The organism is Pandoraea cepalis, assembly GCF_902459625.1.
GTDB classification, from domain to species: domain Bacteria; phylum Pseudomonadota; class Gammaproteobacteria; order Burkholderiales; family Burkholderiaceae; genus Pandoraea; species Pandoraea cepalis.
On sequence record NZ_CABPRY010000010.1, the window covers coordinates 12556 to 33824 of the forward strand.

The 21269-nt window shown below is 62.1% G+C and carries 22 protein-coding genes and 1 pseudogene; 10 read left to right on the forward strand and 13 right to left on the reverse strand.

What is annotated here, in order from left to right; genetic code table 11:
• The first annotated feature begins 2 nt into the window (after positions 1–2).
• Positions 3–1097: a M14 family metallopeptidase gene (locus tag PCE31107_RS18350; protein WP_150610142.1), complete on the forward strand. Its 1095-nt coding sequence runs from the start codon at positions 3–5 to the stop codon at positions 1095–1097.
• 139 nt (positions 1098–1236) lie between these two features.
• On the opposite strand, the gene PCE31107_RS18355 is transcribed toward PCE31107_RS18350, so the two are convergent.
• Positions 1237–1677, reverse strand: a complete 441-nt coding sequence (locus tag PCE31107_RS18355) for an OmpA family protein (RefSeq protein ID WP_174966716.1) — start codon at positions 1675–1677, stop codon at positions 1237–1239.
• A gap of 85 nt (positions 1678–1762) precedes the next feature.
• Between PCE31107_RS18355 and PCE31107_RS18360 the strand changes: the two genes are divergently transcribed.
• Genes PCE31107_RS18360 through PCE31107_RS18375 form a run of 4 tightly spaced genes read left to right on the forward strand, consistent with a single transcriptional unit; the run spans position 1763 to position 4393 of the window.
• Positions 1763–2215 carry a MarR family winged helix-turn-helix transcriptional regulator gene (locus PCE31107_RS18360; RefSeq protein ID WP_130025824.1) on the forward strand — a complete coding sequence of 151 codons (453 nt, stop codon included), beginning with the start codon at positions 1763–1765 and terminating at the stop codon, positions 2213–2215.
• Positions 2216–2244: 29 nt separating this feature from the next.
• The gene (locus tag PCE31107_RS18365; protein ID WP_150610146.1) at positions 2245–2808 is read left to right on the forward strand and encodes an isochorismatase family protein; all 564 of its coding nucleotides are present in this window, start codon (positions 2245–2247) and stop codon (positions 2806–2808) included.
• Positions 2809–2810: 2 nt separating this feature from the next.
• Entirely contained in the window at positions 2811–3140 is a 330-nt protein-coding gene (locus PCE31107_RS18370) for a hypothetical protein (protein ID WP_150610148.1), read from the forward strand.
• Entirely contained in the window at positions 3137–4393 is a 1257-nt protein-coding gene (locus PCE31107_RS18375; RefSeq protein ID WP_150610150.1) for an MFS transporter, read from the forward strand. Before PCE31107_RS18370 ends, PCE31107_RS18375 begins: the two co-directional genes overlap by 4 nt.
• 50 nt (positions 4394–4443) lie before the next feature.
• Here the strand turns inward: PCE31107_RS18375 and PCE31107_RS23720 are convergent, their stop codons facing one another.
• Positions 4444–4599 carry a transposase gene (locus PCE31107_RS23720; protein WP_246181884.1) on the reverse strand — a complete coding sequence of 52 codons (156 nt, stop codon included), beginning with the start codon at positions 4597–4599 and terminating at the stop codon, positions 4444–4446.
• A 354-nt stretch (positions 4600–4953) separates the two neighbouring features.
• On the opposite strand from PCE31107_RS23720, the gene PCE31107_RS18385 reads away from it, so the two are divergent.
• Together PCE31107_RS18385 and PCE31107_RS18390 are read left to right on the forward strand one after the other, a co-directional pair.
• Positions 4954–5295 carry a DHCW motif cupin fold protein gene (locus PCE31107_RS18385; RefSeq protein WP_130025820.1) on the forward strand — a complete coding sequence of 114 codons (342 nt, stop codon included), beginning with the start codon at positions 4954–4956 and terminating at the stop codon, positions 5293–5295.
• 215 nt (positions 5296–5510) lie between these two features.
• Positions 5511–6452, forward strand: coding sequence for a PhzF family phenazine biosynthesis protein (locus PCE31107_RS18390; protein WP_246181880.1), 942 nt, complete (start codon positions 5511–5513; stop codon positions 6450–6452).
• A 122-nt stretch (positions 6453–6574) separates the two neighbouring features.
• On the opposite strand, the gene guaA is transcribed toward PCE31107_RS18390, so the two are convergent.
• The 3 genes from guaA to guaB are packed head-to-tail and all read right to left on the reverse strand — an operon-like array spanning position 6575 to position 10292.
• Complete coding sequence (guaA, locus tag PCE31107_RS18395; RefSeq protein WP_130025819.1) at positions 6575–8158, reverse strand: glutamine-hydrolyzing GMP synthase; 1584 nt, start codon at positions 8156–8158, stop codon at positions 6575–6577.
• Positions 8133–8825: a hypothetical protein gene (locus PCE31107_RS18400; protein ID WP_150610152.1), complete on the reverse strand. Its 693-nt coding sequence runs from the start codon at positions 8823–8825 to the stop codon at positions 8133–8135. Before PCE31107_RS18400 ends, guaA begins: the two co-directional genes overlap by 26 nt.
• 6 nt (positions 8826–8831) lie before the next feature.
• Complete coding sequence (guaB, locus tag PCE31107_RS18405) at positions 8832–10292, reverse strand: IMP dehydrogenase (protein ID WP_017234118.1); 1461 nt, start codon at positions 10290–10292, stop codon at positions 8832–8834.
• 359 nt (positions 10293–10651) lie between these two features.
• Between guaB and PCE31107_RS18410 the strand changes: the two genes are divergently transcribed.
• Positions 10652–11581, forward strand: a complete 930-nt coding sequence (locus tag PCE31107_RS18410; RefSeq protein WP_150610154.1) for a DMT family transporter — start codon at positions 10652–10654, stop codon at positions 11579–11581.
• A gap of 121 nt (positions 11582–11702) precedes the next feature.
• Here the strand turns inward: PCE31107_RS18410 and PCE31107_RS18415 are convergent, their stop codons facing one another.
• The gene (locus PCE31107_RS18415) at positions 11703–12038 is read right to left on the reverse strand and encodes an RnfH family protein (protein WP_130025816.1); all 336 of its coding nucleotides are present in this window, start codon (positions 12036–12038) and stop codon (positions 11703–11705) included.
• Positions 12028–12462, reverse strand: a complete 435-nt coding sequence (locus PCE31107_RS18420) for a type II toxin-antitoxin system RatA family toxin (RefSeq protein ID WP_026131979.1) — start codon at positions 12460–12462, stop codon at positions 12028–12030. The genes PCE31107_RS18415 and PCE31107_RS18420 overlap by 11 nt, the downstream gene beginning before the upstream one ends.
• Positions 12463–12616: 154 nt before the next feature.
• Here PCE31107_RS18420 and smpB point away from each other — a divergent pair.
• Positions 12617–13066: pseudogene (gene smpB / locus PCE31107_RS18425) on the forward strand (SsrA-binding protein SmpB); the annotation flags it as partial.
• Positions 13067–13206: 140 nt separating this feature from the next.
• Here smpB and PCE31107_RS18430 read toward each other — a convergent pair.
• The 3 genes from PCE31107_RS18430 to ppsA form a co-directional block, all read right to left on the reverse strand.
• Positions 13207–14193, reverse strand: coding sequence for an SPFH domain-containing protein (locus PCE31107_RS18430; protein ID WP_130025815.1), 987 nt, complete (start codon positions 14191–14193; stop codon positions 13207–13209).
• Positions 14194–14331: 138 nt separating this feature from the next.
• The gene (locus PCE31107_RS18435; protein ID WP_130025814.1) at positions 14332–14766 is read right to left on the reverse strand and encodes an NfeD family protein; all 435 of its coding nucleotides are present in this window, start codon (positions 14764–14766) and stop codon (positions 14332–14334) included.
• A 168-nt stretch (positions 14767–14934) separates the two neighbouring features.
• Complete coding sequence (gene ppsA / locus PCE31107_RS18440) at positions 14935–17325, reverse strand: phosphoenolpyruvate synthase (protein ID WP_017234125.1); 2391 nt, start codon at positions 17323–17325, stop codon at positions 14935–14937.
• Positions 17326–17590: 265 nt separating this feature from the next.
• On the opposite strand from ppsA, the gene ppsR reads away from it, so the two are divergent.
• Positions 17591–18469, forward strand: a complete 879-nt coding sequence (gene ppsR, locus PCE31107_RS18445) for a posphoenolpyruvate synthetase regulatory kinase/phosphorylase PpsR (RefSeq protein ID WP_130025813.1) — start codon at positions 17591–17593, stop codon at positions 18467–18469.
• Between the two features lie 108 nt (positions 18470–18577).
• Here the strand turns inward: ppsR and PCE31107_RS18450 are convergent, their stop codons facing one another.
• The 3 genes from PCE31107_RS18450 to lpxB all read right to left on the reverse strand — a co-directional run bounded on the left by PCE31107_RS18450 (position 18578) and on the right by lpxB (position 21269).
• On the reverse strand, positions 18578–19357 hold the full coding sequence (locus PCE31107_RS18450; protein WP_130025812.1) for a TrmH family RNA methyltransferase: 780 nt from the start codon (positions 19355–19357) through the stop codon (positions 18578–18580).
• Positions 19354–19989: a ribonuclease HII gene (gene rnhB, locus PCE31107_RS18455; RefSeq protein ID WP_240756296.1), complete on the reverse strand. Its 636-nt coding sequence runs from the start codon at positions 19987–19989 to the stop codon at positions 19354–19356. The genes PCE31107_RS18450 and rnhB overlap by 4 nt, the downstream gene beginning before the upstream one ends.
• A 104-nt stretch (positions 19990–20093) precedes the next feature.
• A complete protein-coding gene (gene lpxB, locus PCE31107_RS18460) occupies positions 20094–21269 on the reverse strand; it encodes a lipid-A-disaccharide synthase (RefSeq protein WP_174966717.1) in 1176 nt (391 codons plus the stop codon).

Consider the following 21269-nt stretch of genomic DNA (forward strand, 5'->3'; position numbering starts at 1 on the left):
TTATGGCAGCCAATTTTTTCTCTGCGACCTATGCCCAGGCGCGCGAGCGGTTCGCCGACGCTGCGCGTGCGGCTGGCGTCGCGGTGACGAGCCATGTGATTCCCGACATTACCGGGCGCGAAGGCGAGGTGTTGGCCACGGATGTTGTGCGGCTTGGGGCACCGCATACGCGTCGGCTATTGATTCTGACGTCGGGCACGCATGGCGTAGAGGGCTTTTGCGGCAGTGCGGCGCAAATAGCACTGCTGGGCGATGCAGGGCTACAGGCCCGCCTGGCGGCGGCTGATGTGGCAATCCTCGTTGTGCATGCCATCAATCCTTACGGCTTCTCGTGGCTCTCGCGGACCAACGAAGACAATGTGGACTTGAACCGCAACAGCATCGACTTCACGCAGCCGGTGCCGGTCAACGATGCGTATGCCGATCTGCACGCGCTGCTCGTGCCACCAACGTGGCCGCCGTCGGACGACAATGCGGCGGCGATAGCGGACTATATCGCCGCGTATGGTGAATCGGCGTATCAGCGCGCGTTGACCCTTGGGCAATATCGATTTGCAGACGGATTGTTCTATGGCGGGCGGGCGCCGGTGGCGAGCACCCGCCTGATGGACGCGTTGTTCAAAGAGCATGCGCAGGCGTGCGACGCGGTGGGGTGGATTGACTTTCATACCGGGCTCGGTCCACCCGGTCATGGCGAGAAGATCAGCGTGGGACGCGTCGACGCTGCCGAACTCAAGCGCGCGCGCGCCTGGTGGGGTGCCGATTTGGCCAGTCCGGTCGACGGCACGACGGTGGCATCCAACGTTGGCGGACCCTTGCTCGACAGTTTGCGGTTTGCGTGTCCGGATGCGCAGGTGACCGCCATGGCCATCGAATATGGCACGGTCCCCCTGATCGACATGCTGCACATGCTGCGGGCCGATGCGTGGCTACGTCAGCATCCGGAAGCACCGACTGCACAGGCAGCGGCGATTCGAGCCGCGGTGCGCGCGGCGTTCTGCTTCGAGGACCCGATTTGGCAAGGGCAGATTCTGGGGCAGGCGCGTGTGGCAATCCTGCAAGCCGTAACGGGGTTGGGGCGAGGTGCTGTCGACTGAGCTCCGAGGCGAGCGTTGGCGTTGCCAGTGGTGGCACCCGCCCCTTCACCCCAATGCCGTTCAGTGCGCTGACTGAACGGCATCGTCCAAAAAAGCAAATCGGCAAGCCTCTGTCCGGCGCACAGGTTGCGGAACTCGATCAATGCGGTTGACTGGCGACGACAGGGACCGTTTCGATGGTCACTCGGCGGTCAACTGCGAGGCATTGCACAGCGGCCGTCGAACGTCCGTCGGGACATTCCGAAGACACCGGGTTCGCACTCCCCATACCGACGGCATCAATCCGATGGGCATCGATGCCACGGCTGGCGAAATAGTCGCGAACGGTCTGGGCTCGGTGAAGCGACAACTGCTGATTGTAGGCTTGAGATCCAATTCGGTCGGTGTATCCCGCGACCTTGATACGCTCACCGTGCGCCACGTTATCGCCAAGCGAGGCCGCGATACTGTCAAGTTTCGCGCGCCCTTCCGGCCGCAAATCGCTGAGCGCGAATTGGTTGAACCCGAACAGCAACGACGCGTCGAGCGTGATCCGCTTGACCGGCGCCGACGTCGCAGCCGCCACAGGCGTTGGATTCACATACTTCTCGCATTCCGGCTCCACAGCGCGATTATCAATACAGCAAAACTGTACAGTTAAACTGTAGTCATGCTATGGTTTGGACATGATCAAGTCGTCACTCACATCCAAGGCACCATCAGCGGCCATCCTAGCGGGTGAATTGCGCATTTCACTAGGCAAACTGATTCGACGGGTGAGGGAGCAAGCCCATCCGGGTGACTTCACGTCCGCCCAGAAGTCGGTACTTCTCCGCCTGGACCGCGACGGGCCCGCCACCGTGTCTGCCCTGGCCCGTGCGGAGAGCGTCCGTCCGCAGTCCATGCGTATCACGGTGGCCGGACTAGAGGCGATGAAGGCCGTCAGCGGCAAACCCGATCCCACCGATGGTCGGCAAACCCTCGTCGACCTGACGCCTGGTTTTCGGAAGACCCTCAAGGAGAGCCGGACTGCCAAAGAAGACTGGCTGGTCCGCGCCCTGCAGGCGCAACTATCCCCTCAGGAGCAAGGCGAACTCGCGGCTGCAGTGAAGCTGCTGCAGCGCCTCGCCGACTTCTGAGCCAGCACCACCCCGTTTCAGGAAAAAGCATGGCCCTCACCACGCTCGACCCGAATACCGCGCTTATCATCGTTGACCTGCAAAATGGCATCGTCGGCTCCCCTCTCATTCATCCCGTTGACGGCATAGTGGATCGTTCGCGCGCACTGCTCGATGCGTTTCGCGAACGCGGCCTGCCGGTCGTTCTCGTCAACGTTGCCGGCGTTGCGCCGGGGCGTACCGAGCGGCCGCGTCACAGCGGATCGTTCCCGGCGGGGTGGACCGACTTCATTCCCGAACTCGATCAGCAGCCCAGCGACATCGTCGTGACCAAGCGAACCTGGGGTGCGTTCGCCAACACCGGCCTCGAGAACCAGCTAAAGACGCTGGGCGTCACCCAAGTCGTTATCGCGGGTGTCGCCACCGGGACTGGCGTCGAAGCGACCGCGCGTCAGGCATACGAGCACGGCTTCAATGTCACCCTGCCCCTCGACGCCATGACGGACGCACGTTCCGAGGTGCATGACTACAGCATCAAGAACGTTTTCCCGAAGTTGGGGGAAACGGGCACGGTTCAAGACGTCATCGACCTATTGTCGACAAGGAGCGCCTGAAAATGGTATGGCTTCATCTCGTCTCTTACTTCTTCGGCGGTGCGTTTCTCGCAAACGCTGTGCCGCATTTCGTCGCCGGCGTGATGGGAAAACCGTTCCAGAGCCCATTCGCGAAACCGCCAGGGCAAGGCCTATCCTCATCAACGGTAAATGTGCTCTGGGGGTTTCTCAATCTGGTCATCAGCCACTCGCTCATTTTCCGCATGGGTGATTTCGACCTGAGGAGCACGCGCGATGCCGTCGCATTCGGGCTCGGCATCCTCGCCATCGGACTACTTTCTGCGCGGCTATTTGGCCGCTTCCACGGCGGCAATACGCCAGAGCATTCGTGAGCGCGGCAGCAACGGACGTCTTCCGTTCGCTGAAGAACTTCAACTACCGGATCTGGACGGCTGGAACGCTGGTCTCGAATGTCGGGACATGGGTGCAGCGCACGGCCCAGGACTGGCTTGTCCTCACCCAACTCACCCATCACGATGCGTCGGCCGTGGGCGCGGTCATGGCGCTCCAGTTCGGGCCACAACTCCTGCTGCTGCCCTGGACTGGCTTCGCGGCCGATCACTACAACCAGCGCAAGCTCCTGATGGCGACCCAGGCGATGATGGGTATTCTTGCCTTGGCGCTGGGGCTTCTCACCGTCACGGGTCGCGTCCATCTCTGGCATGTCTATGTATTCGCTTTTCTGTCCGGCTGCGCTTCGGCCTTTGATGCCCCCGTGCGCCAGACCTTTTTGACAGAACTGGTCGGCGATGCGGACCTGCCCAACGCGGTCGCGCTCAACTCGACCTCGTTCAACGCGGCGCGAATGATCGGGCCCTCGATGGCCGGTCTGGTCATCGCTTCGGTTGGCGTCGGTTGGGCGTTTCTGTTAAACGGGGCCAGCTTCGTCGCAGTACTGGCCTCCCTGTTTCTGCTCCGTACCTCCGGTCTGCATGCGAACGCACGGGCACACCGAACCAAGGGTAGTCTGACCGAGGGATTACGCTACGTAGGGTCTCGACCAGACCTCAAGGCGATCCTGGCCATGTTGTTCCTGATCGGTACGTTCGGACTGAATTTCCCGATCTTCATCTCAACCATGGCCGTCAGTGTCTTCCATACAGATGCACGTGGCTACGGCCTCCTGTCGTCGATCATGGCCATCGGTACTGTCTCAGGAGCACTGATGGCCGCCGGCCGCGGTCGGCCACAATTCACCTCGCTGCTGATCGGTGCCACGATTTTCGGACTCGGTTGCGCGCTGGCCGCTATTGCCCCGAACTATTGGCTGTTCGCCGGTGCGTTGGTCGTCATCGGGGTAGCCGCCTTGACCTTCACCAACGCGACCAACAGCCTGATGCAGCTCACGACCGAGCCCGCCATGCGGGGACGGGTGATGGCACTGCGCGTGGCCATCGCGCTCGGGGGTACGCCGATTGGTGCACCTATCGTGGGTTGGGTGGCGAACCATCTGGGTCCACGCTGGGCACTCGGCGTTGGCGCGGCATCGGGTATCGCCGCGGCCGTCGTGGCCGTCTCCACCATGACGCGGCAGATTCACCAGCCGTGGCGGGGCGAACTTCACAAGGAGGACCACTCGCGCTAATGTAACGACTCAGCGGCACCTGCTCAGATTGAGCGGCTAATGCGAATGCCTCAACCGGGGGTTTTCAACCCGAGCGCCTGGTGTGGGCGCCGGTGGTTATTGAAGCGTATCCGGGCACCGATTACGCTTGCAGCATGCTGGATTGTCTCGAAGCGTTGCCGATTCACGCAGCGCTCTTTCAAGGTACGGATCACGCGCTCAACCATGTCGTCCTGTTGCGGGCAATGCGGCGTGATTAATGCTTGGCGCAATCGGTAACCGCGCGCCAGCACCGTGTAGCTTCGCGAGGTAAACACCAGGCCACTGTCTGAGCGCAACAGAACCGAAGCAGGCCCGCGGGGGATCGAACGGTCGCCATGTGCGCCACATCTAACCGCGTCGGTCACAGCTCGGCCATGAAGGAGCCTTCGACATTGCTGCGTAGTTCGTGAACAATAAGTTCGGTCATCCCGCAACAATCTCCCCTGGCGCCAAGCCGTCGGAATGCGGTAATGAGGCACGGAGCACGATGGCGGATTGGCGTATGCGCACAAGACCAACGTTGACGAGGAAATAGCCTTATGAAAATGGACGCATTTGCCTTCGGCACGACCCACTGGGCGGAAGTCGAGACAACGGAGCACAGAGGGGAAACCGGGGTAGCTTATTGGCGCACACGCTTTTTTGGTGAAAAACCGAATCAAATTCGAGTGCGGATGGTGGAATATGCTCCTGGCTATCTTGCGGACCATTGGTGTCAAAAAGGTCACGTTCTTTTCTGCCTGGAAGGCGAGTTGGAAACAACCCTCGAAGATGGGCGGAAGTTCGTCTTGACAACCGGCATGAGTTATCAGGTTGGCGATAACGCGGAGCCGCACCAGTCCTATACGAAGACGGGTGCCAAGCTCTTCATCGTTGACTGAGCGGCGGCTACTGAGATCGTCAAAGGACTGCACGAGGTCATGTGATATCGACCGCATGGGGTCCGCGCCCGATGTGATCGTCGCGCTTGGCAGTCGGACGCTAGCCGGCGACTACCGATCATTCGACGCATGCGCCAAATTGTCCGCTGGCTCCGCCTTTCAGGGCAGAACTGTCTCTCACTTTGACGCCTTGCAACCGATCATCGAGATTGGGAATGACGATCAACGGGCCAAAGCAAACTATGAATCGACGCTACGTCACCGCCGATGTATTCACAGCCGAGAAATTTAAGGGCAATCCCGTCGCCGTCGTGCTTGACGCCGCCGGCTTGTCTACCCGTCAGATGCAGGCAATCGCCAGCGAGTTCGCTTATAGCGAAACGACATTCGTCTTGCCTCCCAGCGATGCTTCAAACACTGCGTGGGTAAGGATATTCACGCCAAGTCGCGAGATACCTTTCGCGGGACACCCGAACATCGGCACCGCATTCGTGCTCGCCTCACAGGCTGCGTCACATGGTGTGGAGGTGCCGAACTTGCTCGTCTTTGAGGAGCTCGCCGGTCTTGTTCCGGTGAGCCTGTTGAAGGAGGGAGCGACGATTCTTGGTGCTGAACTCATTGCGCCGGAACCGTTGGCGCAGCTTTCACAGGTCGCCGAAAATCGTGTGGCGGCTTGTCTCTCACTCAGCGTTGACGATATTCGGTTCGACGCTCATGCGCCTCAGGTCGCGTCAGTTGGCCTCCCGTTTCTCGTCGTCGAACTTGCTTCACGCGATGCGCTAAGGCGATGCGTACCCGATCTAGTGGCATTCAAAGGCCTTCTGCCAATCGACGGCGCTGTCTCTATTTACGCTTATACGCGCGATGTCGACCATGCGAGAGCGGGACACGCCTGTGATTTGGAGGCCCGCATGTTCACGCCACGCATGACGGAAGACCCCGCGACAGGCAGCGCAACAGCAGCGACTGCAGCGCTCATCGCACACGTGCGCGGGGTGCCAGAGTTGGCATTATGCGTTGCTCAAGGCGTTGACATGGGCCGACCCAGCATTCTCAGGGCCAGAATTGACTTGCATGACGGGCAGACACGGATTCGTGTTGGCGGGAAATGCGTCAGCGTCATGAGGGGATCGTTTCAACTTGAAGGCGATGATTGACGTTCGTGAGCGAATGCCCGCGACAACAGCCATTGCCAGACACGAATACAAAAAAGCCCGCAAAATCGCGGGCTTAGGTGTGTGTTACTGACAGTGGATGCCGGCCAGTGCCGGACGCCGAATCATTCCCACTCGATCGTCGCAGGCGGCTTGCCCGAGATGTCATACACGACCCGGTTCAAACCACGCACTTCGTTAATGATGCGGTTCGACACCTTGCCGAGCAGGTCATGCGGCAGGTGTGCCCAATGCGCCGTCATGAAGTCTTGCGTCTGCACGGCACGCAGCGCCACGACCCACTCATACGTGCGGCCATCGCCCATCACGCCCACGCTCTTGACCGGCAGGAACACCGCAAACGCCTGGCTCGTCAGCTCGTACCACGTCTTGCCGCTGTTGGGCTCGACCGTGTTGCGCAGCTCTTCGATGAAGATCGCATCGGCGCGACGCAGCAGATCGGCGTAATCACGCTTCACTTCGCCCAGAATGCGCACACCCAGACCCGGGCCCGGGAACGGGTGACGATAGACCATATCGTGCGGCAGACCCAGCGCCACGCCCAACTCGCGCACTTCATCCTTGAACAGGTCGCGCAGCGGCTCCAGCAGCTTCAGACCCAGCGTCTCCGGCAAGCCGCCCACGTTGTGGTGGCTCTTGATCGTCGTTGCCTTCTTCGTCTTCGCGCCGCCCGACTCGATCACGTCCGGATAGATCGTGCCTTGCGCCAGCCACTTCGCATTCTTCAGCTTCTTCGCTTCCGCCTGGAACACTTCGACGAACTCACGCCCGATAATCTTGCGCTTCTGCTCCGGATCAGTCACGCCCTTCAAATGCCCCATGAACTGCTCGGCGGCGTCCACATGCACGACCTTCGCATGCAGGCGGCCCGCGAACATCTCCATCACCATCTGGCCTTCGTTCAGACGCAGCAGACCGTGATCGACGAACACGCACGTCAGTTGGTCGCCAATGGCGCGATGAATCAGCGCCGCCGCAACGCTCGAATCGACACCGCCCGACAAGCCCAGAATCACTTCCTCGTCGCCCACCTGCTCGCGGATCGCCTTCACGGCCTCCTCGATGTGGTCGCGCATGATCCAGTCCGGCTTCGCCTCGGCAATCTCCAGCACGAAACGCTCCAGCAGCTCACGGCCCTTCACGGTGTGCGTGACTTCCGGATGGAACTGCACCGCATAGTAGCGACGCGACACGTCGGCCATGCCGGCGATCGGGCAGCTCGGCGTCGACGCCATCAGCACGAAACCCGGCGGCAACTGCGTGACCTTGTCACCATGGCTCATCCACACCTTGAGCATGCCGTGACCTTCGGCCGTACGGAAATCCTCGATGCCGTCGAGCAGCGGCGTATGGCCCTGGGCGCGAACCTCGGCGTAGCCGAATTCGCGATGATGGCTCGCCTCGACCTGACCACCCAACTGAACCGTCATCGCAAACATGCCGTAGCAAATGCCCAGCACCGGCACGCCCAGATCCCAGACCGCCTGCGGTGCGCGCAGATCCTGATCCTCATACGTGCTCGCGTGGCTACCCGACAGAATGATCGCCTTCGGATTGAATTCACGAATGAATTCGTCCGACACGTCGTTCGGGTGGATCTCGCAGTAGACGTGCGCTTCGCGAACGCGGCGGCCAATGAGCTGGGTGACTTGCGAACCGAAGTCAAGAATGAGGATTTTGTCGTGCATCGTGAGGTACGGAGGAAGTGGATTCGTTGGACGTCGGCGCCGTGGCGGAAGGCACGGGCGTGACAATACCGGTGGTGCCCGCAGGCGCGACCGGTGTGGTATTGACGGAAGCGGAGCCGCCGCGAGGCGCCTCCATGCGCGGTTCAGCGCGCTTGCCTCGGGCCTCGTCGCCGGCCCGGGCATCGGGATCATCGTAAGGTGCGTCACGCCGGGGGTCGCTCACGACCCCACCACGTCCGCGACCGCCTGCCTGCTGCGCCGCCTGCACGCGCTCTTTAGTGCGCACGCTCGACGCCAGCTTGACGAGAATGGCGCCCACCACCAGCAAGACGGCCCCGAGCGCCGGCATCAACAACTTGCCCCCCCCCGTCACCGCCAACTGGCCGGAAATCAGCCACCCCAGCACGAACGCACCGATCACCCAATTGATATGCCCCGTCACTTTCGCGACGGTCGCCGTCAACTGGCCGTTCACGGTCGCGTGCCATTGCAGCCAGGCCACGCCGACGAAGGCCACACCCAGCGCCTGCGCATACAGCACGGGCGATGGCGCGGGCACTTCAATGGCCGCATACAGCGATGACCAGAACGACACAATCAACAGCACACCGAGTGCCAGATTCAGCGCCGCATCGAGGAACAGTACCGTACGCAACATGGCCTTCATGGGCGATTACTCCACGTGGTAGTTGGGGGCTTCCTTCATGATCTGAACATCGTGCACATGCGATTCGCGCATGCCGGCGGCCGTGATTTGTACAAACTCCGCCTTCTCGTGCAGGTCCTGGATCGTCGGGCAACCCAGATACCCCATCGACGAACGGATACCGCCCGTCAACTGATGCAGGATGGCCATCACGCTGCCCTTGTAGGCCACACGGCCTTCAATGCCTTCCGGCACCAGCTTGTCGGCGTTGTTGGCCGGGTCCTGGAAGTAACGGTCAGCGGCGCCATCCTTCATCGCCCCCACCGAGCCCATGCCGCGATAGCTCTTGTACGAACGACCCTGGTACAGGAACACCTCGCCCGGCGCTTCTTCCGTGCCCGAGAACATGCTGCCCATCATCACCGTGTGCGCGCCAGCGGCCAGCGCCTTGGAGATGTCGCCCGAATAACGAATACCACCGTCCGCGATCAGCGGCACGCCGGTGTCCTTGAGCGCTTCGGCGACGTTGGCGATTGCCGTGATTTGCGGCACACCCACGCCCGCCACAATACGCGTCGTGCAGATCGAGCCCGGGCCGATACCGACCTTGACGGCGTCCGCCCCGTGTTCGACCAGCGCCACGGCGGCACTCGCCGTCGCAATATTGCCGCCGACCACTTCGATCTGCGGGAAATGCTTCTTGACCCACTGCACGCGGTCCAACACGCCCTGGCTGTGGCCGTGGGCCGTGTCAACCACGATCACGTCGACGCCCGCCGCCACCAGCAACTCGACACGCTCTTCATTGTCCGCGCCCACGCCAACGGCAGCACCGACACGCAGCTTGCCGTGTTCGTCCTTGTTCGCGAGCGGGTGCTCGGTCGCCTTCATGATGTCCTTGACGGTCATCAGGCCGCGCAGCTCGAAGGCGTCATTGACGACCAGCACGCGCTCCAGGCGGTGGCTATGCATCAAGTGCTCGGCATCGGCCGGCGACGCGCCTTCGCGTACCGTGATGAGCTTTTCCTTGGGCGTCATGATCGCGCGCACCGGCTCGTCCAGGCGGCTCTCGAAACGCAGGTCACGGTTGGTCACGATACCGATGAGCTGAGCGCCCTCGACGACCGGGAAACCGGAAATGCCATGCTGGCGCGACAACGCGATCACATCGCGCACCTTCATGTGCGGCGGAATCGTGATCGGATCGCGCAGAACGCCGGATTCAAAGCGCTTGACCTTCGACACTTCACGCGCCTGCTCGGCCGGCTTCAGATTCTTGTGAATAATGCCGATACCGCCCTGTTGTGCCATGGCGATAGCCAGACGCGCTTCGGTCACCGTATCCATGGCGGCCGACAGCAAAGGCATGTTCAAGGTGATATTGCGCGTGAGCTTGGTTTTCAGGCTGGTGTCGCGCGGAAGAACGGCAGAGTAAGCCGGGACGAGGAGCACGTCATCGAAAGTGAGTGCTTTTTGGATCAGACGCATGGCAAATCCTATAGGCGCAAAACCGAATTATACAGAAATCGCAGGACGCATGGCACGTCTGCCCCACATGTCAAGGGGCTTTTTCCCCGAGGGTCGGATCAGACACGCACGGGACGGCGCCGGGACACGTCGGGGACGCAATTTGGCATCACATCGAACCCATATCTGACACGTATCGCCCGCGCGGCGACGAACTTGCGAGCCTCGCTGGCTGCCGGATTTCACAAGAGCCGCGCCCCAGCCCCATGCTATTCTTCGGCCCTTTCCGCACCGACTCGCACCGCCCCGACCGGCATCACGGGCACTGTCCGGCACGGATTACCGGCATCTCGCCAAAACCAATCACGGGTACGAATTTCATGGGGCAAGGCATTTCTTTCGGACTGGCCGCGGGCGCCTTGTGGGGTCTGGTCTTCCTGGCCCCTCGCCTGCTGCCCGGGTTCTCGCCGCTGGAACTGTCGGCCGCCCGTTACGTCCTGTACGGACTGGTATCCGCCGTGCTGCTCGCCCCACTCTGGGCTCGCCTACGGCATACCGTCACCGGCAACGACTGGCGCGCGCTGTTCCGGCTGAGTCTTGTCGGCAACCTCATTTACTACCTCTTTCTCGCGGGCGCGGTCCAGATGGCGGGGATTGCGCCGGCCTCGTTGATCGTCGGCGTGCTGCCCGTGACGGTCACGCTCGTGGGCAGCCGTGACCACGGCGCCCTTCCCCTGTCACGGCTAGCGGGGCCGCTGGCACTGGTCGCGGCGGGCATCGTCTGCATCAACGTCGACGTGTTCGCCCACGCCTCGGCAAGCGGCGGAGACTGGCGGCTCACCCTCGCCGGCATTGGCTGCGCAGTCGGGGCGCTCGTGAGTTGGACATGGTATGCGGTGGCCAACGCCCGCTATCTGGCGCGATTCGGACACTTCACGAGTCAGGAATGGTCGCTGCTGACGGGCGTCGCCACGGGCGTGCTCGCGCTCGTGCTGGCGATTCCGGCCGTGTGGCTCCCGCACCCGGTCGTGCTCGACGCACCGCGCGACTGGCAGATGTTCCTGCTCGTCAACATCGCCGTGGCGGTGGGGGCATCGACCATTGGCAATGCGTTCTGGAATGCGGCAAGCCGACGGCTGCCGCTCACCCTGTCGGGACAGATGATCGTGTTTGAAACGCTCTTCGCGCTGATTTACGGCTTTGTCTACGAACAGCGCTTGCCACGCCTGCTGGAACTCGCCGCCATCGCGTTGCTGCTGGCGGGTGTCAGCGCCTCGGTAAAATTGCATGCACGAAAACCGGCGCACTGATTCGCCCGCCGTGATTCGTATAGAGACGCTAGTCGGCGCACCACTCAGCGCACTCAGCGCCCATGTGAGCGCTTTGGTTTGCGCGCCGGTCAGCGCGGCACCGGGTCGCGCACCGCGGACGTCAACTGCCGCGACGGCTACCCAGCCATTTCTGCCCTTCTCGGCTCCCTTCGTTGCGTACCTTTTCCACGCGTCGCTGACGCGCGAGCTTGGGATCGGCCTTCAACGCCCGGTAGATTTCGATGCGATCCCCGTCCTCCACGGCGGCGTCGAGCGCGCGCAGCTTACCGAAGACGCCGGCTTTCATGCGCGACAGGTCCAGCGCCGGAAACCGCTGCAGCAGTCCGCTGCGCTCGATCGCCTCGCGCATTGTGGCACCTTGCGGCAGCGTCAGCGCGACGATCGTCTGCTCGGCGGGCAAGGCGTAGCAAACCTCGACGTTCAACTCACCCGGCATAGACGGTCTCCGCACGTTTGACAAAGGCGTCGACGAACGTATTGGCGATGTGGCTGAATACCGGGCCGATCACCTTCTCGAGCAGAAAACTCGCAAATTCGTAGTGAAGACCGAACTCGATCTTGCAAGCGTTCTCGCGCAGCGGCGTGAACTTCCAGGTGCCGTGAAAGCGTTTGAAAGGCCCTTCGACGAAGGTCATCTGAATGGAGTGCGGACGCTCCTGGAGATTGCGCGTCGCGAACGAGTGCTTCAGCCCTTTGAAGTCGATGATCAGCGACGCCTCCATGCTGTGCTCGTCCTGGTGCCGAATATCGACACCCCCGCACCAGGGCAGGAATTTGGGGTAATCGGCGACATTGGTCACCAGGTCGTACATTTGCTCGGCGGAGAAATGCACGAGAACGGTTTTACTGACTTCGGCCATCGTCTGTCGGTCGAGGCGCATGCATGACGCGGCGGCCATCGAGGTCATATCGATGTGCACGCGACGCAAGCCGCCGGTTGCCGAGACTCTTTGTTAAAATCGGTATTTTACCCGAGCCCGACTCACCGGGTCCGACCAAGTTACCCGCCAAGGATCCATGAGCATCATCGACAACAAGAAGGCCTTCTTCGATTACTTCATCGAGGAGCGATACGAAGCCGGCATCGCGCTCGAAGGGTGGGAAGTCAAGGCCATTCGCGCCGGGCGGGCGCAGATCAAGGAAGGCTATGTCGTCATCAAGCATGGCGAGATCTTTCTGATCGGCACACACATCAGCCCGCTGCAATCCGCATCGACGCACATCAACCCCGACCCCGTGCGCACCCGGAAGCTCTTGCTCAAGGCCGACGAAATCAAGAAGCTCATCGGCAAGGTGGAGCAACGCGGCTACACGCTCGTACCGCTCAACCTGCACTACAGCAAAGGCCTAGTGAAATGCGAGATAGGGCTGGCCAAGGGCAAGAAGCTGCACGATAAGCGGGAGACGGAAAAGGCGCGCGACTGGGAACGCGAGCGAGCGCGCCTGATGCGCACGCCGACGTAAGGCGCTGCATCGGTGGGCGTGTGCATCGAGGCAGACCACCGCCTCCGCCCGCTACCCAGCGAAAACGGCCCGCATTGCACTGAACCCCAGACGTTGGACGGTTCAGTTCAGCGCGGGCCGTTTTTCTTTGCGAGGCCGGACTACCGTCGGGCACCCGAATTGCCGAAGCCACCGACGCCTTCACCGCTCGCCGTCGACCCACCGGCCGTCGATCCGCCTTCGGTACCGCGCACGATCTTGAGTGCCGACGCGATCATACTGCTCATGTCCGTCAGATTCCCCGGCACGATCAAGGTGTTATTGGTTCGGGCGATCTTGCTGAACGCTTCCACGTATTGCTCCGCGACCTTCAGGTTGACCGCCTCCATACCGCCCTGCGTCTGAATGGCGGTCGCAACCTTGTGGATGGCCTCAGCGTTGGCTTCCGCCACCGCCAGAATGGCCGATGCCTGACCTTGCGCCTGGTTGATCGCGGCCTGACGTTCCCCTTCGGACTTCTGAATCGCCGCCTCCCTCGCACCGGATGCCAGGTTGATCTGTTCCTGCTTCTTGCCTTCCGACGCCGCGATCAACGCGCGCTTTTCGCGCTCGGCCGTGATCTGCGCCTGCATCGCATGCAGGATCTCCTTCGGCGGCGTGAGGTCCTTGATTTCATAACGCAAGACCTTCACGCCCCAGTTCGACGCCGCCTCGTCGAGGGCATTCACCACACTGTGGTTGATGAATTCGCGCTCTTCGAACGTCTTGTCGAGTTCGAGCTTACCGACCACGCTGCGCAGCGTCGTTTGCGCCAGTTGCGTAATGGCGACGATGAAGTTGCTCGACCCATACGACGCCTTCATGGGATCCGTGACCTGGAAGTACAGAATTCCGTCGACCTGCAGCTGTGTGTTGTCCTTCGTGATACAGACCTGGCTCGGCACGTCGAGTGGCACTTCCTTGAGCATATGCTTGTATGCCACGCGATCGACGAATGGCACGACGATGGACAGTCCCGGTGTGAGCGTCGCGTGATACTTGCCGAGACGCTCGACCACCCAGGCGTGCTGCTGCGGCACGATCTTGATCGAGCGTGCCGCAACGATCACGGCGATGATGAAGAGAATAAACGCGACGTTGGAAAACATGTTCCCCCCTTGAAGCGCCTGCCATGACGGCGGGCGAATTCCCCGTCACCCGCGACCACGGGCGATACGATGCGATGCATGCCATGCGACGACGCCGAAGCGAAAGCGAGATGCGCGTTTGCGCGCCGATCCCGGCGCCTATGCCGTCACGTGTGCGACGTACAGCCGGCTGCCGCGAACCTCACAAATGACGAACCATCCGGCGCTGGGCGACTCGCCGGGCAAAAGCTCGACGTCCCATTCGGCACCGCGATACATCGCCCGCGCCTGACCGTCAGGGCCCCAAACATCCACGCGCAGACGCTGCCCGATATCGAGGTTGGTATTGGGGTCGGCCGTCGCGTCGACCTTGATGCGCCGCTGACCGAAGCGGCTGCGGCGCAGAATCCAGACCGCCACGCCCGCGACCGCCGCCGCTGCCACCCACTGCAATGGCCAGTCGATACGCAACAGCGCCGCAATACCTCCGGCCGTCATGCCGAGCGCCACCATCAGGAGATAGAACGTACCACTTGCCAGCTCCAGCACCACGGTCAATCCGGCAATGCCGAACCACAGCCAAGCCTGTTCCATCGCAGCTCCCAGACACAAAAAAACCCCGGTGTGATACCGGGGTTTATAGCACGAAACCCACCGATCAGCGCGCGCATCCCAGGGGATGGGTCGGCCTTTCGGCGGCGTCCGATGTGCCGCTCGGACGCGTCCTAACCGAGGTCGCTATATCGCGACCATCGGCGACGGTTACTTCGCCAATTTGGCGAGTTGTTGCCACGTTTCCATCACCGTGTCCGGGTTCAACGACATCGATGCGATGCCTTCGTTCGCCAGCCACACGGCCAGATCCGGATGGTCCGACGGGCCCTGACCGCAGATGCCGACATACTTGCCCTTGGACAGGCACGCCTTGATCGCACGACTGAGCATGAACCGCACCGCAGGGTCGCGTTCGTCGAAGTCCTTGGCCAGCAGCTCCATGCCCGAATCGCGGTCCAGACCCAAAGTGAGCTGCGTCAGATCGTTCGAACCGATCGAGAAGCCGTCGAAGTACTCGAGGAACTCATCGGCCAGAATGGCGTTCGACGGCACTTCGCACATCATCACCAGCTTCAGACCATTCTCGCCACGCTTCAGACCATAACCGGCCAGCATGTTGACCACACGCTCCGCCTGGCCCAGCGTACGCACGAACGGCACCATGATCTCGACATTGGTCAGGCCCATTTCATCGCGCACGCGCTTGAGCGCACGGCACTCCATCTCGAACGCTTCGGCGAAGTCTTCCGAGATGTAACGCGACGCGCCACGGAAGCCCAGCATCGGGTTTTCTTCGTCCGGCTCGTAGCGCGAACCGCCAATGAGCTTCTTGTACTCGTTCGACTTGAAGTCCGACAGACGCACGATCACGCTCTTCGGGTAGAAGGCGGCGGCAATCGTGGCGATCCCTTCGGCCAGCTTGTCCACGTAGAACGCACGCGGCGATGCATGACCGCGAGCCACCGATTCGACCGCCTTCTTCAGGTCGGCGTCGATGTTCGGGTACTCGAGAATCGCGCGCGGGTGCACCCCGATGTTGTTGTTGATGATGAATTCCAGACGCGCCAGACCCACGCCTTCGTTCGGCAGTTGCGCGAAATCAAAGGCGAGTTGCGGGTTGCCCACGTTCATCATGATCTTCACCGGGATCTTCGGCATTTCGCCGCGGTGGATCTCGGTGATTTCAGTTTCGAGCAGCCCGTCGTAAATCTTGCCTTCGTCGCCCTCGGCGCACGAGACGGTCACAAGCGCCCCGTCCTTGAGCACGTCGGTAGCGTCGCCGCAACCCACGACGGCCGGCACACCCAGTTCGCGCGCAATGATCGCCGCGTGGCAGGTACGGCCGCCGCGGTTCGTCACGATGGCGGCGGCACGCTTCATCACCGGCTCCCAGTTCGGGTCGGTCATGTCGGCCACCAGCACATCGCCCGGCTGCACGCGTTCCATCTCGCTCGGGTCCATGATCACGCGCACTGCGCCAGCACCGATCTTCTGGCCGATGGCACGGCCCGTGGCCAATACCGGCGCCTCGCCCTTGAGCTTGAAGCGCTGCTCGACCTTGCCGATCGCCTGGCTCTTCACGGTTTCCGGACGTGCCTGCAGAATGTAGATCTTGCCGTCCTTGCCGTCCTTGCCCCACTCGATGTCCATCGGACGGCCGTAGTGCTTCTCGATGATCAGCGCGAACTTGGCCAGCTCGACGCAATCGTCGTCGGTGATCGAGTAACGGTTGCGCAGCTCCATCGGCACGTCGATGGTCTTCACGCGGCCCGGCTCGCCCGGTTGCGTGAATTCCATCTTGAGCAGCTTCGAGCCGAGCGTGCGGCGAATGATCGGGTACTTGCCGGCCTTGAGCGTCGGCTTGAAGACGTAGAACTCGTCCGGGTTCACGGCGCCCTGCACAACCGTTTCCCCCAGGCCGTAGCTGGCCGTGATGAAGACGACGTCCTGGAAACCCGACTCGGTGTCGATCGTGAACATCACGCCCGACGCGCCGCAGTCCGAGCGCACCATGCGCTGCACACCGGCCGACAACGCCACTTCGGCGTGCGTGAAGCCCTTGTGAACGCGGTACGAGATGGCGCGGTCGTTGTACAGCGACGCGAACACGTGCTTCATGCGATCGAGCACGTCTTCGATGCCGACGACGTTCAGATAGCTTTCCTGCTGACCGGCGAACGATGCGTCAGGCAAGTCTTCCGCCGTAGCCGAGGAGCGCACGGCGAACGATGCGTCCGGCTGATCGGCCGTGATACGGGCAAACTGCTCGCGGATATCCTTCTCGAGCTGCGGCTGCAGCGGGGCGTCGACGATCCATTGACGGATTTCGGCACCGGCTTGCGCGAGCGCCTTGACGTCATCCACATCCAAACCCTCGAGGCGCTGGGCGACACGCTCGGTCAGGTTGTTGTGATGGAGGAATTCGCGGAAGGCGTAGGCCGTCGTGGCGAAACCACCCGGCACGCGCACGCCGGCGCCGGCCAGTTGGCTGATCATTTCGCCAAGCGATGCATTCTTGCCGCCGACCGACTCGACGTCGGTCATGCGCAGATGCTCAAACGGCACCACGTAGGCGCCGTCGTGTGCTGCGTTAGTCATAAAAGCCCCTAAGGTAAGAAAAAAAATTCTCGGAGGATCGGCTGGGACTGACAGGGGCCGATCGACCTGTTGGATAAGAAATCGTGCATACGCGGCGTCGTGAACCGGGGGCAAGGTCTCGACGACGAGCGTCGCCCCCTCCAGACTTCCCGCGCCGCCCCGCCCCATGGGCCTGGAGCCGGGCGGCGCGCGACGGTCGCACAATTGCTTATCCAACAAGTTGCCGCTATTCTACCGTGCAACGCACCATTTTGCGATTCTGCGCATGACCGACGCCACGACACCCGGAAACTCCCCGACATCCCCCGCCGCATCGACCCAACCGGTGGCCGCGCGCCCGGTCTTCATCGTGTCCGACGGCACGGGGATTACTGCCGAAACCTTCGCGCATTCAATCCTCGCGCAGTTCGAGATGCGTTTTCGTCAGATTCGCGTTCCTTTCGTGGATTCCGTCGATAAAGCCTATGAAACGGCGCAACGGATCAATGAAATGTATCGGACAGACAATATCCGCCCGATCATTTTCAGCACGCTCGTCGACGCCCGGGCCAACGAGATCCTGCGCAATTGCCAGGGCGTGATTCTCGACATGTTCCAGACGTTCATCGAACCGCTGGAACTGGAGCTGGGCCTCAAGTCGATGCACGCCATCGGCCGCGTTCACCAGAACGCCGACAGCGAGGCGTACAAGAACCGGATCGAGGCGGTGAATTTCTCGCTCGCGCACGACGACGGGCAGTCCAACAAGAACCTGCAAAGCGCGGATGTGATCCTCGTGGGCGTGTCGCGCAGCGGCAAGACACCCACGACGCTCTATCTCGCCATGCAATATGGCGTGAAGGCCGCGAACTATCCATTGATTCCGGAAGACTTCGTGCGTGAAAAGCTGCCCTCCACGCTCGATCAGTACAAGGAAAAGATTTTCGGGCTTTCCATCGATCCGCAACGCCTCTCGGAGATTCGCAACGAACGTCGCCCCGGCAGCAAGTATGCGTCGCTGGAAAACTGCCGATACGAGGTCAACGAGGCCGAGGCGATGATGCGACGTGAGGGCATCAAGTGGCTATCCTCGACGCACAAGTCGATTGAAGAAATCGCCACGACCATCCTGCAGGAAATCAAACTGGAGCGTGACGTCTACTGACGTTGCCCGCCGCGCATGCTGCGCCATGCCGAATGCAAGAAGGGACGCCATGAGCGTCCCTTCTTGTGGATATCCCGGATGTCCACGTGCGTCCCGCCGCGCGTCGCCTCAGGAGAGCCGCTGACGCACCGCTTCGAACAGGCAGATGGCCGCACAAGCCGCCACGTTGAGCGACTCCATGCCGCCCGGCTGCGGGATACGGATCGGCCGTTGCACGCGTTCGAGCCACTGCGGGGACACACCGGCCCCCTCGTTTCCGAACACCCACGCCACCGGCGCGCGCAGATCCTGCGCATAGAGCGACGTGCTGGCCTGCAGGCTCGTCGCCAGCAACGGCACCGACAAGCGCGGCGCGAGCGAATCCGGCGTGCAATGCTCCACGATGTTCAGCGAAAAATGTGCCCCCATACCGGCACGTAGCACCTTGCTCGACCAAGCGAGCGCCGTGCCCGACATGCAATACACGTCGCGAACACCGGCCGCCGCCGCGCTACGCAGGATCGAACCGACATTGCCCGCGTCCTGCACGGCGTCGAGAATGACGCAATCCGTCGTTTGCGTTGCCGGCAGGTGCCCTGACGGCATCTCGATCACGAAAAGCAGCGGCACACCGTTGACGAGCGTCGACAACGGCTCGAAAAGCGCATGTGGCAGACACACGCGCCGATCGCCGTCCACGCGCGCCCAGATCTGTGCCACTTCGGGGTTCTCCAGCGCCGATTCCGCTGCCACGCAAACAAGCGGCTGTCCGAGTGCGTCGAGATAGGCGTCGGCCAGGTGCACGCCTTCGAGCAGCGTCTGTCCGAGTTTGCGCCGCTGCGAGTTCGACTGCGCCAACTGTTTTAGCCGCTTGTAGAACGGGTTGTCTTTGGAACTGATCAGCTTCATGACGAATGGCCCACGCGGGCGACGGTGAGCGCGCCGAACAATGCAAAGGCCTCGCGTACCGGCGCGAACGATTGGCGATGATGCGGACTCGGTCCGTGCAGACGCAGCGCGGCGAGATGGCGCGGTGTGCCGTAGCCGACATGCTCGTCGAAACCATACTGCGGGAACGCCTCGTGCAGCGCGACCAGTTGGCGGTCACGTGTGACCTTCGCGAGAATCGACGCGGCTGAAATCGCAGGCACCTTGTCGTCGCCCTTGACGATGGCTTCCGAGCGCATCGGCAACGCGGGGCACCGGTTGCCGTCGATCAGCGCCAGCGTCGGCACACGCGGAAGTCCGTTCACCGCCCGCTGCATCGCGAGCATCGTCGCGTGGAGAATATTCAGCGAATCGATCTCGGCCACACTCGCCTCGGCGATGCAATATGCGAGCGAGCGTTCAACGATCTCCTCGTAAAGCGCCTCGCGACGCTGCGCCGTGAGTTTCTTCGAGTCGGCCAGCCCCTTGATCGGACGCGCCGGGTCGAGAATCACCGCCGCCGTCACGACAGGCCCGGCGAGCGGGCCGCGCCCCACTTCGTCGACGCCGCAAGTCAGATCGGCAGCCACGTCGGCGAACAGATCAAGCGCCATTTGCGGTAGCGTCGCCTTGGGCGCGCGGGCGTGCGGCTTTGCGGCCGGTACGTCGTCGCCCGAGGTACCCTTGCGCGCACCGCGACGCCCCTTCACTTCCTCGCTCATAACCGCCCCTTCTCACGCAGCACGCGCTCGATCACTTCTGCCGCGCGCGCGGCCGTGTTTTGACGCAGTTGCTCGTGGATCTTCGTGAAGCGCACCTGCAAGGACGCTCGCAACGCCGGGTCGGTCAATTGCTTCCAGACGGCGTCAGCGAGTGCTTCCGGGGTCGCGAACTGCTGCAACAACTCCGGCACGACGAACTCGCCCGACAGAATGTTCGGCAAACCCACGTACGGCAAATAGCCCTGGCGCTTCATGATCTGCGCCGTCAACCAAGGCACCTTGTACGAGATGACCATCGGCTTCTTGTACAGGGCCGCTTCCAGCGTGGCCGTACCGCTCGCGAGAAGCACGCTGTCCGCCGCCTCCAAGGCGAGCGGAGCTCGGCCGTCGATCACGATCAGGTTGAGATCGCTGTGCGCGTCCACGATCGGTTGCATCAGCGTGCGCAGCCGCGGCGTCGCCGCCGGGAGCACAAACTGAATCGACGGCTCGCGCTCGGCCAGCAGGCGCATGGCCGCGAAGAACACTGGCGTGAGCCGTTGCACTTCCGACGTCCGGCTACCCGGCAAAATAGCGACGACCGGGCCAGTGCCTTGCAGCGCCAGTTTGGCTCGCGCGCCTGCGACATCAGGCACCATCGGAATCTTGTCGGCCATCGGATGCCCGACAAACGTCGCGTCGATGCCCGCCCGACGGTAAATCTCCGGCTCGAACGGGAACAGGCACAACATGTGGTCGACGGCGCGCTTGATCTTCTTGATGCGCCCACCGCGCCACGCCCAGATCGACGGGCTCACGAAATGAATCGTGGGAATGCCCGCCTCACGCAGCTTGATTTCGAGATCGAAGTTGAAGTCGGGGGCATCGAAGCCGACGAACGCGAGCGGCTTCTCGGCCAGCCAGCGCTCGCGAAGTTGCTTGCGAATCGAGAGAATCTCGCGCAAATGCTTGATGACTTCGACATAGCCCATGACGGAGAGCTTGTCGATGGGCCAATAAGCATCGAACCCCTCCTCCGCCATATGCGGACCACCGACACCTGCGTAAGCGATGTCGGACGGAAGGCTCTGCTTGAGACCGGCAAGCACGTTGCCGGCAATGAGATCGCCGGACAGCTCCCCGGCCACCATCGCCAGGGTTCGCTGGCCGGCACCGGGAAGGGTCGGCGGCAT